The sequence below is a fragment of the Butyrivibrio hungatei DSM 14810 genome (assembly GCF_900143205.1).
GTDB classification, from domain to species: Bacteria; Bacillota; Clostridia; order Lachnospirales; family Lachnospiraceae; genus Butyrivibrio; species Butyrivibrio hungatei.
The window spans coordinates 81,503-96,828 of sequence record NZ_FRDH01000007.1 but is presented as its reverse complement, the minus strand read 5'-3'; the positions used below and the strand labels follow the sequence as shown (position 1 = coordinate 96,828).

Below are 15,326 nucleotides of genomic sequence, written 5' to 3'. Positions count from 1 at the left end.
TAAAGAATATGGAAAACCTTAAAATTCCCAAGAACTACAAATCAGCTCTAGATCTGCATGATACTCAGGTAGGAATCAAGACTGTTAAAGATTTCTTTCAGGGTATGCTTTCAACAAGACTTAATCTTCAGAGAGTTACAGCACCACTTTTTGTAATTCCTGAGTCAGGACTTAATGACAATCTTAATGGTGTTGAGAGACCAGTTGCTTTTGATATCCTCAATGAGGGTGGTCGCGAGGCTGAGATCGTACATTCTCTTGCTAAGTGGAAGAGATATGCCCTCAAGAAGTACGGCTTTAATGTTGGTGAAGGCCTTTATACAGATATGAATGCCATCCGCCGTGATGAGGTTCCTGATAATATCCACTCAATCTTCGTAGACCAGTGGGACTGGGAAAAGGTTATAGATAAAAAGGACAGAAACATCGATTTCCTCAAGGAAACAGTTCAGAACGTATACAAGGTTCTCAGAAAGACTGAGAAGTTCATGTCCATTCAGTACGATTACATCGAAGAAATCCTTCCAGATGAGATCTTCTTTATTACAACACAGGAACTTGAAGATATGTTCCCTGAGTATTCACCAAGAGAGCGTGAGTACTATATTGCCAAGGCTAAGGGGGCTGTCTGCATCATGAAGATCGGTGATCTTCTTGCATCAGGTGAGAAGCACGACGGAAGAGCTCCAGACTATGATGATTGGGAACTCAACGCTGATATCATTGTTTATTATCCAGTTCTTGACATTGCTCTTGAACTTTCAAGTATGGGTATCCGAGTAGATGCCAAGTCTTTGGAGTCTCAGCTTGAGAAGGCTGGCTGCACAGAAAGAGCTAAGCTTCCATTCCAGAAAGCTATCCTTGATGGCAAGCTTCCATACACAATTGGCGGCGGAATCGGACAGTCAAGAATCTGTATGTTCTTCCTTAGAAAGGCCCATATAGGCGAAGTTCAGTGCTCTATCTGGCCTGATGAGATGGTAGAAGAAGCAACTAAAAATGGTATACAATTGTTATAAAAAAATCCACACTCTTTTCACATAATGGACACAATTTCAAGATATATTGTTATGAGTCCTAAATGGAGAAAGGAAGTGGCTATTATGTTTGGCAAAAAGACAATTATGCTTAAACCTAGTCAGGTTCAGGACTTTGTTAATGCAGCTACTAAATGCGACTTTGATATAGACATTTATTACAATAGATATGTAGTTGATGCTAAGTCAATTCTTGGAGTTTTCGGACTCGACCTGACAAAAGCTCTCACAGTAGAGTACAACGGATATAACGAGGAATTCGAGCAGTATCTTCAGTCTCTCGCAATTGCTTGCTGATATCATTTAATTGAATGTTCATTGTAGTACGAATAAGCTCCATGGTATACAATATACCATGGAGCTTTTCTATTGCTCCAAATGCCTTATCTATGAGGAAGATAGATGACTATAGAGATTTCAGTCCGCGGACTTGTGGAGTTTATCCTAAGAAGCGGAAGCTTAGATAATAGAATACAGGCTTCACCTGCAGATGCTATGCAGGAAGGCAGCAGGATACACCGCATGATTCAAAAGAGCATGGGGGCTGATTATCATGCGGAAGTACCACTTAAATATGTATATAGCACTGACAAGTATGACCTTGTAATCTCAGGAAGAGCAGACGGAATCCTCGATAAATTCTTTGGTGAAACAGATGTATATGATGGCCAGGAGAACTTTATTGAGGGCAAAAAAGCCAATCCTTTGATAGATGAGATAAAAGGAACCTACAGAGACCTAAAAAAAATGCAGGATCCTGTTCCAACCCACCTTGCGCAGGCAAAGTGCTATGGCGCTATATATGCCAGAGAGACAGGCTGCCCAGAGATCAATATCAGGATGAGCTATTGCAACATAGAAACAGAGGAGATGAAGTATTTTGACTACAATTTCTCAGCAAAAGAGATAATTTCCTGGTTTGATGACCTTATAGGCAGATACAAGAAATGGGCTGACTTTGAATGCGAATGGCAGGACATCAGGACCGCCTCTATTAAGGCTGTTCAATTTCCATTCCCATATAGAGATGGACAAAAAGACCTGGCAGCAGGTGTATACAGAACTATCATCCACGGCAAAAAGCTCTTTTTGGAAGCTCCAACTGGAACCGGTAAGACCATTACTACTGTGTTCCCTAGTGTCAAAGCCATGGGCGAAGGAAAGATAACTAAGCTCTTTTACCTGACAGCCAAGACCATCACAAGGACAGTGGCAGAAGAGGCCTTTAATACACTTAGACAGTTCCAGGATCTCAAGATGAAGACTGTGACCATTACTGCAAGGGACAAGATATGCTTCCTTGGAGAAGAGGAAAGAAACTGTAATCCTGAGGCTTGTCCATATGCAAATGGCCACTACGACAGGATAAATGATGCAATCTATGACATGCTGACCCATGAAGACTCTTTTGATAGGGAAAAGATATTGGAATACGCGCAGAAGCACAAGGTATGCCCATTTGAAATGTCTCTGGACATGAGCCTTTGGGCAGATGCGGTAGTCTGCGACTATAATTATGTTTTTGATCCATTTGTCTATCTTAGGAGATTTTTTGCAGAGGGTACCAAGGGAGATTATGTCTTCCTAGTGGATGAGACCCACAATCTCCTTGATAGGGGCAGAGATATGTACAGTGCTGTCCTTAGAAAAGAGAGCTTTTTGGAACTTAAGAGTAGCATCAAGGAGTTCCATCCTAGCATTGCCGGACACCTTGATAAGTGCAATAAAGCTATGCTGGAGATGAAAAGAGAATGTGATGATTGCAGGATACTGACATCTATAGACAAGCTTATAAATCCGTTAAACAGACTTTCTGGCATTATTTCAGAATATCTTGAAAATCATTCAGAAGGCCCTGGAAGAGATGAAATACTGGAGTTTTACTTTGATCTGTCCAGATTTCTTACCATATATGACAAGGTGGATGATCACTATGTGATGTATAGCGAATTTGCAGAAGATGGAAGCTTTTTGGTAAGGCTTAGCTGCATTGATCCATCAAGGAATCTTGCTGAGTGCATGGACAGAGGAAGAGCGTCAATATTGTTTTCAGCAACGCTCCTTCCTATCCAATATTATAAAAAACTTCTTGGGGGAACTGATGAGGACTTCGAGATCTATGCTAAGTCCATATTTGACCCGAATAAGCTGGGACTTTTTATAGGAACTGATGTTAGTAGCAGATATTCTATGCGAAGCGATGAGCAGTATTTCAGGATCGCAGAGTACATCAATAATGTTATCAGCACCAGGGGGGGGCAATTATCTTATCTTTTTCCCGTCCCATCAGTTCCTTGATGAGGTACATGAGGCCTTTATAGATAACTTTTATGATGAAGCTTCAACTGAGATCCTTGTGCAAAAGAGCTTTATGAGTGAGGAAGCAAGAGAGTCATTCCTTGACAGGTTTTCTATTGGAAACAATGTGGATCTTAATGAAGTTATCCACATGGACATAGAAGTTGTGGAAGACAAGAATATACTGGGATTTTGCGTAATGGGCGGCATATTTAGTGAGGGCATAGACCTTAAGTATGACAGCCTTATTGGCGTTATCGTTGTGGGACCTGGTATTCCCATGGTCTGCAACGAAAGAGAGATAATCAGGGCTTATTTTGATGATAAGGGCGTTGATGGCTACGATTATGCCTACAGATATCCTGGTATGAACAAGGTTCTTCAGGCAGCAGGCAGGGTTATCAGAACCGAGGAAGATACTGGTGTTGTAGCACTTTTGGATGACAGATTCATGCAGGGATCCTACAGATCACTTTTTCCACGAGAGTGGAAAAACTATAAGGTGGTTTCGACTAATACGGTCAAAAACGCTGTAAGCCAGTTTTGGAGCGAAACATAGAGGATTATTACCGTATTTTGGAATGATGATAATAAAGATTCTCAATAATGGTTTACATAAAACTAAATTCTGTGATTTTATGTAATCCGAACAACCGTTCAAATTGTAGCAATTGAATGTTCAATTTGACGTTTTTACACAAAAATGATGTAAAAGTTTTCGATAAATGACTAATGTGTCATGTGGATAACTCTGTGGAAATTGGGGATTAGTCGAAAAACAGTTTTAAAAATACCGCTAAAATAGGGCATCTAAAAAGGGTGACAAAAATATACGAATCCCGGTGTGAAAATTTATCAATGACTGATTTAGTCAATAAATATATGTAAACCAGCAAAAATGATGACATATATGTCATGTCGACTATTTGATTGCCATAGTGTACGTTATATTGTAAAATAGCTTTAATTCAACTGTTGTCTTTGTTTGGCTTAACCATGGGGCGAATGCATGAACATTGAAAAGTACGACTATGAAGTTCAGACTTTGAATAATGAATTGCTCACTAATAGAGGGAGTATGTCCAACAGCTATATCAATGCCTGCAACCGTTTCCTTCGCAAGGCTAAGAGTGTTGATGATCCTTCTTTGCTTGGTTATGCCTATTATCATCTTGCAGATGCGTACTATCTAGTTAGTACGGATTATCGTAAATTCAACACCAATTTACTTAAGGCAATTGAATATTTGCAGTATTCTGGGGATAAAGAGTATCTGGCAAGGTGCTATAACCTCCTTGGAATCGACTCTTTGAACCATGGAAGCCCTGACCTTGCGCTTGATTACTTCCTAACAGGAATCAAGTGTTGTGACGGTCTTGAGAATAGCGGCGTTCCAGGCTTTTTGGAATTTAATATCGGACAGATCTATTATGAGAGCGGTAATATCAATCAGGCTCTTAAAACTATACGATCGGCCTACAAGAATATCAGGAAAAATGAGAAGGAAAGTCTCTATTATAGAAATATTCTTTATTGTTATTGCTTTGAAGCTGATTGCTATATGCAGCTTGCTAAACCGGATTCTGTTAAGAAGTGTCTTATGGCCATAGACCGCCTTGAGCAAAATCCTAAGGTAAACCAGGAATATATAAGCGGTGATAGTGCTATAACTGCAGCAGATATCAGGGCAAGAGGCTATTATTTTATCGGAGATATGGTCAATTTCCAAAAATATGTCTCCAAGCTTCTTAAGATGATACAAAACAACAAGTATCCCCTTGATAACATGGAAGATATCTTTGGTATGTGCAGATTCCTTATCAGGATAGGCTGGGTAGATGAGGTAGTCCGCATCGTAAAAAATACAGAGAGATCTTTAAATGATTTAAATATCCACAATCTAAAGAAAGAACACGCAAAATTAAAATGTGAGCTCTATGAGAGTATTGGAAATGAGGCAGAGAGAGTAAAGGCACTGGAAGAGTTCTACAGATATTCTATTGAGCAGGAAAAAGAGAGACAGGCAAATTATAAGTTCTTTACAGAATTGCGATATAAGCTCAGCAACATGGAGAAGGAGAATATAACCCTTCAAAAGCAGGCAACCACAGATTCTCTTACAGGTCTTGGTAATAGATATGGGCTTAATAAGTATGCAGACTGCGCCTTTGAAAAAGCTTATTCAGAGGGAAAATCGCTCGCTGTTGAGATCATGGATGTGGATAACTTCAAGAATTTTAATGATACTTATGGACATCAGGCAGGAGACGACTGTCTTACTCATATTGCAGGTGTCATAAAAGAGCTTAGTGACAAAAACAAGAGTATTCATGGCTTTAGATATGGTGGTGATGAGTTTGTTATCATCTATGAAGATATGACAGATGATGAAGTAATGAATTATGCCAGGGTCATCAGAGAAAAGGTTATAGAGAAGCATATTGATAATAAGAATTCTGATCTTGGAATAGTGACTGTCTCTCAGGGTATCCGTAATTCCATACCTAGAAAGACCAATAAGCTCTGGGATTATATGTATGCTGCAGATAATGCTCTCTATGAAGTGAAAAGAAATTCCAAGGGCGAAGTTGTCCTTCTTCATAAGGCCGTTATTTCTCAGAAATCACTTGATGAAGCAACTCATATTTGACAATATCTTTTTTTACTAATATTATATTTACTATTATAAGAATAAAGGTTATGAGAAAGAGGAGTACGTATCATAACACTATTTAAAGAGAAAGCGTCTGTTGCCGTTGGCTTCGCTGAGAGGATGCTGGTAGTGATGATATGGAAGGTAGCTTTTGAACCGGACACTCAGAAATGATGGCTTTCATAGCAATTTATCAATAAGTGTCCCCGCGTTATCTGCGTTATCGGATAGAGTATTTAAGTTTATCTTAGATGCTTAATGAGGCAAAGAGTATATCTTTGTGAACTAAGGTGGTACCACGTTAATTACGTCCTTAGCAGTTAATAGCTGCTAGGGACTTTTTTATTTACATTTTAACCAGTCAAAAAACACATTTTTATAAAGGAGCGGATTATGAAGAAAGAACTTGCTAAGACCTATGATCCCAAGGGTATTGAAAGCCGTCTTTACTCAAAATGGGAAGAAAAGAAGTACTTCCACGCAGAAGTAGATGAAACAAAGAAACCTTTTACAATTGTGATCCCACCACCAAACATTACTGGTAAGCTGCACATGGGCCATGCCCTTGATAACACAATGCAGGATATCCTTATCAGATATAAGAGAATGCAGGGATATAATGCACTTTGGCAGCCTGGTACTGACCATGCTTCTATTGCTACTGAGGTCAAGATCATCGATGCACTCAAGGCTGAAGGTATCGACAAGAGAGACCTTGGACGTGAGAAGTTCCTTGAGAGAGCTTGGCAGTGGAAGAAAGAGTACGGCGGAACTATCATCCAGCAGCTCAAAAAACTCGGTTCTTCATGTGACTGGGATAGAGAGCGCTTCACAATGGATGAAGGCTGTAACGAGGCTGTTACTGAGGTCTTCTGCAAGATGCACGAGAAAGGCTATATCTATAAGGGAAGCCGTATCGTAAACTGGTGCCCAGTATGTAAGACATCTATCTCAGACGCTGAGGTTGAGTATGAGGAACAGGCTGGACACTTATGGCACATCAAGTATCCTATCATCAATGAGGATGGCTCTGTTTCTAAGACTGAGTTCATTGAGTTTGCTACTACTCGTCCTGAGACTATGCTTGGTGATACAGCTGTAGCTGTAAACCCTGATGATGACAGATACAAGAGCTTCAAGGGCAAGAAAGTTCTTTTACCTATTGTTAACAGAGAGCTTCCTATCGTAGAAGACTCTTATGTAGATATGGAATTTGGTACTGGTGTAGTTAAGATTACTCCAGGTCACGACCCTAACGACTTCGAGGTTGGTAAGCGTCATGGTCTCGAGGAGATCAATATTTTAAATGATGATGCTACTATCAATGCTAATGGCGGTAAGTTCGAGGGCATGGATCGCTATGCTGCAAGAGAGGCCATTGTAAAAGAGCTTGATGAGATGGGACTTTTAGTTGAGATTGAAGACTACTCTCACAACGTTGGTACACATGACAGATGTCACACAACTGTTGAGCCTATGATCAAGGCGCAGTGGTTTGTTAAGATGGACGAGCTCATCAAACCAGCAGTTAAGGCTGTTAAGGAAGGCGAGATCAAGCTTATTCCACCTAGAATGGAAAAGACATACTTCAACTGGACAGATAATATCCGTGACTGGTGTATTTCAAGACAGCTCTGGTGGGGACACAGAATTCCTGCTTACTACTGCGACAAGTGCGGAGAAGTTGTTGTTTCCAAAACAGCTCCTACAGTTTGTCCTAAGTGCGGAGAAACTCACTTTACACAGGATCCGGATACACTTGATACATGGTTCTCTTCAGCTCTCTGGCCATTTGAGACACTTGGCTGGCCACATGACACCAAGGAGCTTAAGTATTTCTTCCCTACAGATGTCCTTGTAACTGGTTATGACATTATCTTCTTCTGGGTAATCAGAATGATCTTCTCAAGTTACGAGAACATGGGAACATACCCATTCCACACAGTTCTTTTCCATGGACTTGTTAGAGATTCTCAGGGACGTAAGATGAGTAAATCTCTTGGAAATGGTATCGATCCTCTTGATATTATTGAGAATTACGGAGCAGATGCTCTTAGACTTACTCTTATTACAGGTAATGCACCAGGAAACGATATGCGTTTCTATAATGAAAGAGTAGAGAATAGCCGTAACTTTGCAAATAAGGTATGGAATGCTTCAAGATTCATTATGATGAACATGGCTGACGATGCTAAGAGTGCTATCCACCAGGATATGCCTGCAGGACTTGAGCCAGTTGATAAGTGGATCCTTTCTAAGCTCAACAACACTATCAAAGATGTTACAGAGAACATGGATAAGTATGAGCTGGGTATCGCAGTTCAGAAGGTTTATGACTTTATCTGGGATGAGTTCTGCGACTGGTACATTGAGATGGTTAAGCCTCGTCTCTACAATTCAGATGACAAGGTATCACATGAGGCAGCTCTTTGGACACTCCAGACGGTTCTTATCAATGCACTTAAGCTTCTTCATCCTTATATGCCATTCATCACAGAAGAGATCTTCTGCACTATGCAGGATGAAGAAGAGTCGATTATGATCTCTGACTGGCCTGTTTACAAGGATGAGTGGAACTTCGCTTCTGACGAAAAGGCTATTGAGACTATCAAGGAAGCAGTTCGTGGAATCCGTAACGTTCGTACACAGATGAATGTTGCTCCATCACGTAAGGCTAAAGTATTTGTTGTAAGTGATAAGGAAGACGTTCTTGATATCTTTAGAACTGGTAAACTCTTCTTCGAATCACTTGCTTATGCATCTGAGTCTGCTTGTCAGAATGATAAGTCAGGAATCGCAGATGACGCTGTATCTGTAGTACTTGCTGATGCTACAGTATATATTCCATTCTCTGATCTTGTAGATCTTTCAGCTGAGATTGAAAGACTTACCAAGGAGCAGAAAAAGCTTGAAGGCGAGCTTAAGAGATCTCAGAACATGCTCAGTAACGAGAAGTTCCTTTCAAAGGCTCCAGCTGAGAAGATCGCTGAAGAAAAAGAAAAGCAGCAGAAGTATCAGCAGACTTACGATCAGATCACTGAAAGACTTAACCAATTAAAGGGCTGATTTAATAGTTGATCAACCAGCTATAAAAAAAGTTATTTTTACAGCCTTTACTTATGATTTTTTGATTTATCTCACAAGACATCTTCAGACTATTAAAAAACGTCAGTACTTATGCCATGTTTTTTATGGCATTAGTACTGTTACGTTTTTTACTAAGCGAAAGCGTGTCTGAAGTGATTGTGAGAAAATAAAAAAATCATATTAACATGTTATAATGATATTGTTGAGTTGAGGGGCTTAACTACGACGTATACGTATAGTAGGGATGGCTATGGAAGATATTGTTAGAGGGAAAGTGGAGGAGTTCATTTCACGCTTTGACAACGGAGAAAGTATCTCGTTGGATGAGTGTGAGTCTTTTCTTAATGAAATTCCCGGATTTACAGATAAACATACAATTGAAGATACCAGAGATTTTCTAGCATTTCTTGGAAATCCTGATGAGAATATGAAGATCATCCATGTGGCTGGTACAAATGGTAAAGGATCAGTATGCTGCTATGTGACTAATATCTTAAATGCAGCAGGATACAGCGTAGGAACCTTTACTTCACCGCATCTTGTCAGTATCACTGAGAGATTTAGCGTGGATGGCAAGAATATTTCCGATAAGATATTTCTGGAAGTATTTATCGAGCTTTTGAACAGGGTGCTTGAATATGATAAGGAAGATTATTTCCCTACATATTTTGAGTTTCTCTTTTTTATGGCTATGATCTTATACGATGTATATCCAGTGGATTACCTCGTTTTAGAGACAGGGCTTGGAGGCAGACTTGATGCTACCAATTCTATCAGCAGTCCTGTACTTAGCATCATCACTGAGATTGGCTTTGATCATATGCAGTATCTTGGTAATACCATTGAGGCTATTGCAGGTGAGAAGGCAGGAATTATCAAAAGAGGCGTTCCAGTAGTCTTTTTTGACAAACAAAAAGAAAGCTCAGAGACGATCAAAAACAAGGCTCTTGAACTGGATACAAGAGCAATAATGGTAGAAGATAAAAACATTGAAAATGTAAGCACTATCAGAGACGAATCAGGAAACAAATACATTGCTTTTTCATATAATTCCCTTTATGATAAATATGTTGACCTGAAATTATCAACAGAGGCTAGATATCAGGCTGAAAATGCGGCTTTAGCCGTGACAGCTGCTGAGCTTTTAAGGGATAGTGGTGCTAAGATCTCTGAACTTGATATCCGCGAGGGACTGCTAAGTGCCAAGTGGGAAGGCAGAATGGAAGAGATCCATCCAGGTATCTACGTTGATGGTGCTCATAATATAGATGGTATGGAGGCTTTCCTTGATACTGTCAAAGAGATTCCATCCGAAGGCAGAAAGCTCCTTTTATTTGGAATAGTTGGTGACAAGCAATACAGGGACATCATATGCAAAATACTCTTAAGTGGTGAATTTGATGCCATCTATGTGGCGGTCTTAGAGACTTCCAGATCAGTTTCAGTTGCTGATCTTAAGACAGCCTTCGAAGACTGCAAGGAGGAACATCATATCTTTGGCGTTCCGATCAAATATTATACCAATGTAAGAGATGCAATTACCGATATAGTAACAATGAGGAAATCAGGAGACATCGTGTTTGGCGCTGGATCACTGTATCTTGCAGGACAGATCAAAGCCATAATGTGATGCAGAGGATTTATCTATGCTTAATTTTGAAGAAGAATTAAAAAAATTCAAACCAAGTCTTGAGATAGAGGATGCTGAGGATATTATTTATAATCAGGATCTTGATGATATGTCTGATGTTTTGGTCAGACTCCTTAAGGACGCAGGACAGGGAACTGACAATCAAAGAAGGACAAAGTAATAATGAAATGTAATCGTTGTGGGACAGAGCTTAATAAGGGGGATATCTGCCCAGGATGTGGAGCAAATGTCAGGACTTATAGGAGACTTGTGAGTCTTTCTAACGTTTATTACAATGACGGCCTTGAAAGAGCCGGAGTTAGGGATTTAACAGGTGCTACAGAAGCTCTCAAGCAGAGCCTTAAGCTCGATAAGAATAATATAGATGCCAGAAACCTTCTAGGCCTTATTTATTATGAGACCGGGGAGGTTGTTGCTGCGCTTTCAGAATGGGTTATCAGTAAGAACTTAAAAGCAGAGGATAATGTTGCTGATTATTACATGGATACTGTAAGAAACAGCCCATCCAAGTTAGATGATATCAACCAGACAATCAAGAAGTTTAATATTGCACTTAATTATTGCCATCAGGACAGTCTTGACCTTGCTGTTATACAGCTCAAGAAAGTGCTGTCTCTTAATTCTGGCTTTATTAAGGCGCATCTTTTGTTGTGCCTTTTATACTTAAAGGGTGGTAACTGGGATAGAGCCAAGATTGAGGCTCAGAAATCACTTAAGCTTGATACAGGCAATGTTCTTGCCAAGAAATATCTTAAGGAAGCAGATAGTATGTTGCTTCCAGGTGAAAGTGGCAAGCTTGTTTCAGACATTGCCGCAGCTGATAGTGATGATGTTATCAGATACAATAGTGGCAATGAGATGATCATTCAGCCAGTCAAGAAGTCTGCAATTACCAGAACAGGCTCTATTTGGGGTATCGTTCTTGGAATAGTTCTTGGTCTTGCAGCTGCATGCTTTTTGATCCTCCCACAGAGAATCGTCAGCATTAACTCCAGCAATCAGCAGAAGATCACACAGATCAGTGAAGAATCAGATGCCAAGTCAGCCAAGATCAATGAGTATGAGCAGCAGATAGCTACTCTTCAGACTCAGATCGACACTCTTCAGACTCAGGTCACTGATTATGAGGGTGTTGACTCAACATCAGCAGCTATGAACAGTCTTATGAAGGCTGTTAGCATATATCTTGCAAATCCTTCAGATGTAGAAGGAATGGCAAAGGCCCTTTCTAAAGTAGACCTTGATGCCATTGGAGATGATGTATCTCCTGAGTTTAAGAGTCTTTATGACAGCTTAATGTCACTTGTAGGACCACAACTTGCGACATCTTACTATAATACAGGATATGAAGCTTATAAGTCAGATGATTATGAGACTGCTATCGCAAACCTTTCTAAGGCATATCAGTACAACAGTGGCGATGTTAACACACTGTATTATCTGGCTAATTCGTATTATGCAAATGGGGATATTGACAAGGCAAAGGAATCATATGACCTTGTAGTCAATAACTTCCCTAATACTCAGAGTGCTCAGGCAGCACAGACCAAGCTTGCGGAGATCAACAACTCCGGCAATTAATGTAGTTTTTGATTTATATATAGGATTGATAGTGGGGAAATGATAAATTTTTCGGATTTAACTTTTATTTTTAGGTTTTTACCGGTTTTTCTTATAGCTTATTATCTGACTCCCATTACATATAGAACGTGGACACTTTTAATTGGAAGCCTTGCTTTCTATGCAGTAGGGGATATCAGATTATTTCCAGCTCTTTTGGGAGCTGTAGTTGTTAACTATTTATTTGGCAGAGCAAATTTTGGTGAGAAGAAAAAGCTTCTTCTTGCCTTTGCTGTGTGTCTTGATGCATTGATGCTGATCGAGTTTAAACTTATAGGTCAGTTCATCAATAATTCCTTTCTTCCAATAGGAATCAGCTTCTATACTTTCAAGATGATTTCTTATCAGGTGGATATTTACAAAGGTAAAATTGAAAAGGAACCAAAGTTTGTAGACGCTGCGGCCTATTTCACCATGTTTCCACAGGTGACATCAGGTCCTATTATGCGTTATTCAGATTTTGAGAGATTAGAGCTCAAAGAGAAGTTTGGCGACATTTTAGAGCAGATTGAGGATGGACTTAAGTTCTTTGTTCTTGGACTTGGTTTTAAGGTTATTCTTGCAGATCACTTTGCTATGCTCTGGAAGGATATCGGAACTATCGGCTATGAGAGTATCTCTACACCTCTTGCTTGGATTGGTGCCGTTACTTATTCACTTCAGCTTTATTACGATTTCTGGGGATATTCACTTATGGCAGCCGGAATAGGCGTTATGCTTGGATTCCCATTTATCACAAACTTTGACCAGCCTTATAGTTCAGGCAGTATTTCTGAGTTTTATCGCAGATGGCATGCTACTTTAGGTTCATGGTTTAAGGATTATATCTATATTCCTCTTGGTGGCAGCAGGAAAGGAACAGGAAGAACATTCCTTAATCTCCTTGTGGTTTGGCTTATTACGGGCTTTTGGCATGGAGTAACACTTAACTTCATTTTGTGGGGACTTATCCTTTTTGTTTTTATCGCACTTGAGCATTTCGTGATCATGCCAAAGCTTCCAAAAACTCTTGGCAAGATCATAGGTAAGATAAATGTATTAGTATTTATCCCACTTACATGGGTAATATTTGCAATAGCCAATCCTATGCAACTGCTTGACTATTTCAAGAGACTGTTCCCATTTTTTGGAGAGGGAATCTCAGTCAACCAGAATGACTTTATCAAGAATCTTGGTATCTATGGCGGCTTCCTTGCTGTAGGTATCATACTTCTTTTAACTGGTCTGTATAGATTTTTTGTAAAAAATAGAAAACACCCTGTTATAAATGTGTTTTTATTTATACTGTTCTGGGCATGCATATTTAGCTTGTCCAATGCAGCTGGCAATCCATTCATGTATTTTAAATTTTAAGATAGGATGAAAAAATGTGGTTTAAAAAGAGCCCGCTTCTCATTGGAGTAGTGGTATTTACAATCTTAATATCGGGCATCTCTTTTGGACTTAAAGATACTGTGTATCAGGAGTACAGCATCAGCATGGGAGCTGACACGCCAATCCTTAGCCTTTTCTTTAAGGGACTTAGTGAGGGCGTATACCCATGGAGCAGTGCTCCTATAGAGGAACCTATTGAATTAGTAGAAGACGAAATTGATGTAGAAGAGGTTACAGAGCCTGTAGAGGAACCTGTAGAAGAGCCTGTTACCGATGTTTCTGCTAATGATGTTTCAGGTAATGACGTATCTGGCAATTCAGAGGATGTAACATATGAATTTACAGAAGTAACAGATGACTATTTCTGTGATGCACTATTTATTGGAGATTCCAGAACTGTAGGTCTTTCAGAGTATTGTGAGGAGCTTGATTCTAGGGCAACTTTCTATTCTAAGGTTTCACTTACTATATTTACTGCAATGAACAAGGAATTTGTTAAGACAGAAGATGGCAGAAAGATCACAGTTGATCAGGCACTTTCAGAGCATCAGTTTGCCAAGATATATATCATGCTTGGACTTAATGAGATTGGTACTGGTAATACAGAATATTTCTGCAATAAATATAAAGAAGTTCTTGATAGGATCAGGGAACTTCAGCCAGATGCAATCATCTATATCCAGGGTATCATGCATGTAACAGCCCATAAGAGTGATAATGACAAGCACTTTAACAATACAAACATCAATGAGAGAAACGAAGCATTATCTCAGTTTGCTGATAATAAGACAATCTTCTATATTGATATGAATGAAGCGGTTGACGATGAAAATGGAAATCTCTTGTCAGAACTGTCCTTTGATGATGTTCATTTAAAGGCTTCTTCTTACGAGAGATGGCACCAGTATTTGCTACAACACGCTATTGTTAAGTAATAAAAGAAGGTGATAAAATGGCTAGAGAAATGACATTTAAGATGGAACGACCGGGACTTTTACATGAAGGTGATCATGTAACTGTGACAGAAGGCGTTCTTCCCAGTAACTATTACTATACTATTGACCCTTCCCTTGCAATGTCAGGAAACTTTCCTTTCCGCGAGCGTATGCTGGAAAGAGAAGGTGTAGTGACCAAGGTTGAAGAAAACGCAAGAGGATTCTATGTAACTGCTTTGTTTGGTGAAGACCAGGCAGAGTAGAACGTATTATAAGGAGGAGACAAAATGGAGTACATTTCAACAGACAAAGCACCAGCAGCAATCGGACCATATTCTCAGGCTATCAAGGCAGGAGATTTCTTATATGCTTCAGGACAGATCCCTATCAATCCTGAATCAGGTGAGATCGATACTACTACTATTGCAGATCAGGCAGATAGAGTTTGCCGTAATATTGGTGAGATCCTTAAGGCTGCAGGAACTGATTATGAGCATGTAGTCAAGACAACTTGTTTCCTTGCTGAGATGAGTGACTTTGCAGCATTCAACACTGTATATGAGAAGTATTTTACTGGCAAGCCAGCTAGAAGCTGTGTTGCAGTCAAGCAGCTTCCTAGAAACGTTCTTTGCGAAGTGGAGATCATCGCATATTTAGGAAAATAATAGGTG

13 protein-coding genes and 1 other annotated feature are annotated in these 15,326 nt (G+C 39.7%); all 13 genes read left to right on the top strand.

The features are described from left to right. The first annotated feature begins 8 nt into the window (after positions 1-8). The 13 genes from asnA (at position 9) to BUA02_RS09385 (ending at position 15,320) form a co-directional block, all read left to right on the top strand. Positions 9-1,019 (top strand): aspartate--ammonia ligase, encoded by a 1,011-nt coding sequence (asnA, locus tag BUA02_RS09435; RefSeq protein WP_072703306.1) that lies wholly within the window; start codon positions 9-11, stop codon positions 1,017-1,019. 84 nt (positions 1,020-1,103) lie between these two features. Continuing rightward, a complete protein-coding gene (locus BUA02_RS09430) occupies positions 1,104-1,334 on the top strand; it encodes an HPr family phosphocarrier protein (RefSeq protein WP_071175464.1) in 231 nt (76 codons plus the stop codon). A gap of 105 nt (positions 1,335-1,439) precedes the next feature. After that, entirely contained in the window at positions 1,440-3,335 is a 1,896-nt protein-coding gene (locus tag BUA02_RS09425; RefSeq protein WP_330393338.1) for an ATP-dependent DNA helicase, read from the top strand. Beyond that, positions 3,274-3,894 (top strand): helicase C-terminal domain-containing protein, encoded by a 621-nt coding sequence (locus BUA02_RS16185; RefSeq protein WP_330393337.1) that lies wholly within the window; start codon positions 3,274-3,276, stop codon positions 3,892-3,894. Before BUA02_RS09425 ends, BUA02_RS16185 begins: the two co-directional genes overlap by 62 nt. Positions 3,895-4,344: 450 nt before the next feature. Continuing rightward, on the top strand, positions 4,345-5,985 hold the full coding sequence (locus BUA02_RS09420; protein ID WP_083572720.1) for a tetratricopeptide repeat-containing diguanylate cyclase: 1,641 nt from the start codon (positions 4,345-4,347) through the stop codon (positions 5,983-5,985). Positions 5,986-6,026: 41 nt separating this feature from the next. Further along, positions 6,027-6,306: a binding site (T-box leader), on the top strand. Positions 6,307-6,381: 75 nt separating this feature from the next. Beyond that, positions 6,382-9,054 (top strand): valine--tRNA ligase, encoded by a 2,673-nt coding sequence (locus tag BUA02_RS09415; protein ID WP_072703300.1) that lies wholly within the window; start codon positions 6,382-6,384, stop codon positions 9,052-9,054. A 271-nt stretch (positions 9,055-9,325) separates the two neighbouring features. After that, positions 9,326-10,705: a bifunctional folylpolyglutamate synthase/dihydrofolate synthase gene (locus BUA02_RS09410; RefSeq protein ID WP_161487291.1), complete on the top strand. Its 1,380-nt coding sequence runs from the start codon at positions 9,326-9,328 to the stop codon at positions 10,703-10,705. Positions 10,706-10,721: 16 nt separating this feature from the next. Further along, positions 10,722-10,886 carry a hypothetical protein gene (locus BUA02_RS15875; protein ID WP_176764346.1) on the top strand — a complete coding sequence of 55 codons (165 nt, stop codon included), beginning with the start codon at positions 10,722-10,724 and terminating at the stop codon, positions 10,884-10,886. 2 nt (positions 10,887-10,888) lie between these two features. Beyond that, complete coding sequence (locus BUA02_RS09405) at positions 10,889-12,307, top strand: tetratricopeptide repeat protein (protein WP_072703298.1); 1,419 nt, start codon at positions 10,889-10,891, stop codon at positions 12,305-12,307. 39 nt (positions 12,308-12,346) lie between these two features. Beyond that, complete coding sequence (locus BUA02_RS09400) at positions 12,347-13,699, top strand: MBOAT family O-acyltransferase (protein WP_083572719.1); 1,353 nt, start codon at positions 12,347-12,349, stop codon at positions 13,697-13,699. Between the two features lie 14 nt (positions 13,700-13,713). Then, positions 13,714-14,655, top strand: coding sequence for a GDSL-type esterase/lipase family protein (locus BUA02_RS09395; RefSeq protein WP_072703295.1), 942 nt, complete (start codon positions 13,714-13,716; stop codon positions 14,653-14,655). 17 nt (positions 14,656-14,672) lie between these two features. Then, positions 14,673-14,918 (top strand): hypothetical protein, encoded by a 246-nt coding sequence (locus tag BUA02_RS09390; RefSeq protein ID WP_072703293.1) that lies wholly within the window; start codon positions 14,673-14,675, stop codon positions 14,916-14,918. 24 nt (positions 14,919-14,942) lie between these two features. After that, positions 14,943-15,320: a RidA family protein gene (locus BUA02_RS09385; protein ID WP_072703290.1), complete on the top strand. Its 378-nt coding sequence runs from the start codon at positions 14,943-14,945 to the stop codon at positions 15,318-15,320. Positions 15,321-15,326 lie beyond the last annotated feature (6 nt).

Bases quoted from the DNA above. Each gene is read 5' to 3' on its own strand.
- asnA (WP_072703306.1), top strand. From the start codon at position 9: ATGGAAAACCTTAAAATTCCCAAGAACTACAAATCAGCTCTAGATCTG.
- BUA02_RS09430 (WP_071175464.1), top strand. From the start codon at position 1,104: ATGTTTGGCAAAAAGACAATTATGCTTAAACCTAGTCAGGTTCAGGAC.
- BUA02_RS09425 (WP_330393338.1), top strand. From the start codon at position 1,440: ATGACTATAGAGATTTCAGTCCGCGGACTTGTGGAGTTTATCCTAAGA.
- BUA02_RS16185 (WP_330393337.1), top strand. From the start codon at position 3,274: ATGTTATCAGCACCAGGGGGGGGCAATTATCTTATCTTTTTCCCGTCC.
- BUA02_RS09420 (WP_083572720.1), top strand. From the start codon at position 4,345: ATGAACATTGAAAAGTACGACTATGAAGTTCAGACTTTGAATAATGAA.
- BUA02_RS09415 (WP_072703300.1), top strand. From the start codon at position 6,382: ATGAAGAAAGAACTTGCTAAGACCTATGATCCCAAGGGTATTGAAAGC.
- BUA02_RS09410 (WP_161487291.1), top strand. From the start codon at position 9,326: ATGGAAGATATTGTTAGAGGGAAAGTGGAGGAGTTCATTTCACGCTTT.
- BUA02_RS15875 (WP_176764346.1), top strand. From the start codon at position 10,722: ATGCTTAATTTTGAAGAAGAATTAAAAAAATTCAAACCAAGTCTTGAG.
- BUA02_RS09405 (WP_072703298.1), top strand. From the start codon at position 10,889: ATGAAATGTAATCGTTGTGGGACAGAGCTTAATAAGGGGGATATCTGC.
- BUA02_RS09400 (WP_083572719.1), top strand. From the start codon at position 12,347: ATGATAAATTTTTCGGATTTAACTTTTATTTTTAGGTTTTTACCGGTT.
- BUA02_RS09395 (WP_072703295.1), top strand. From the start codon at position 13,714: ATGTGGTTTAAAAAGAGCCCGCTTCTCATTGGAGTAGTGGTATTTACA.
- BUA02_RS09390 (WP_072703293.1), top strand. From the start codon at position 14,673: ATGGCTAGAGAAATGACATTTAAGATGGAACGACCGGGACTTTTACAT.
- BUA02_RS09385 (WP_072703290.1), top strand. From the start codon at position 14,943: ATGGAGTACATTTCAACAGACAAAGCACCAGCAGCAATCGGACCATAT.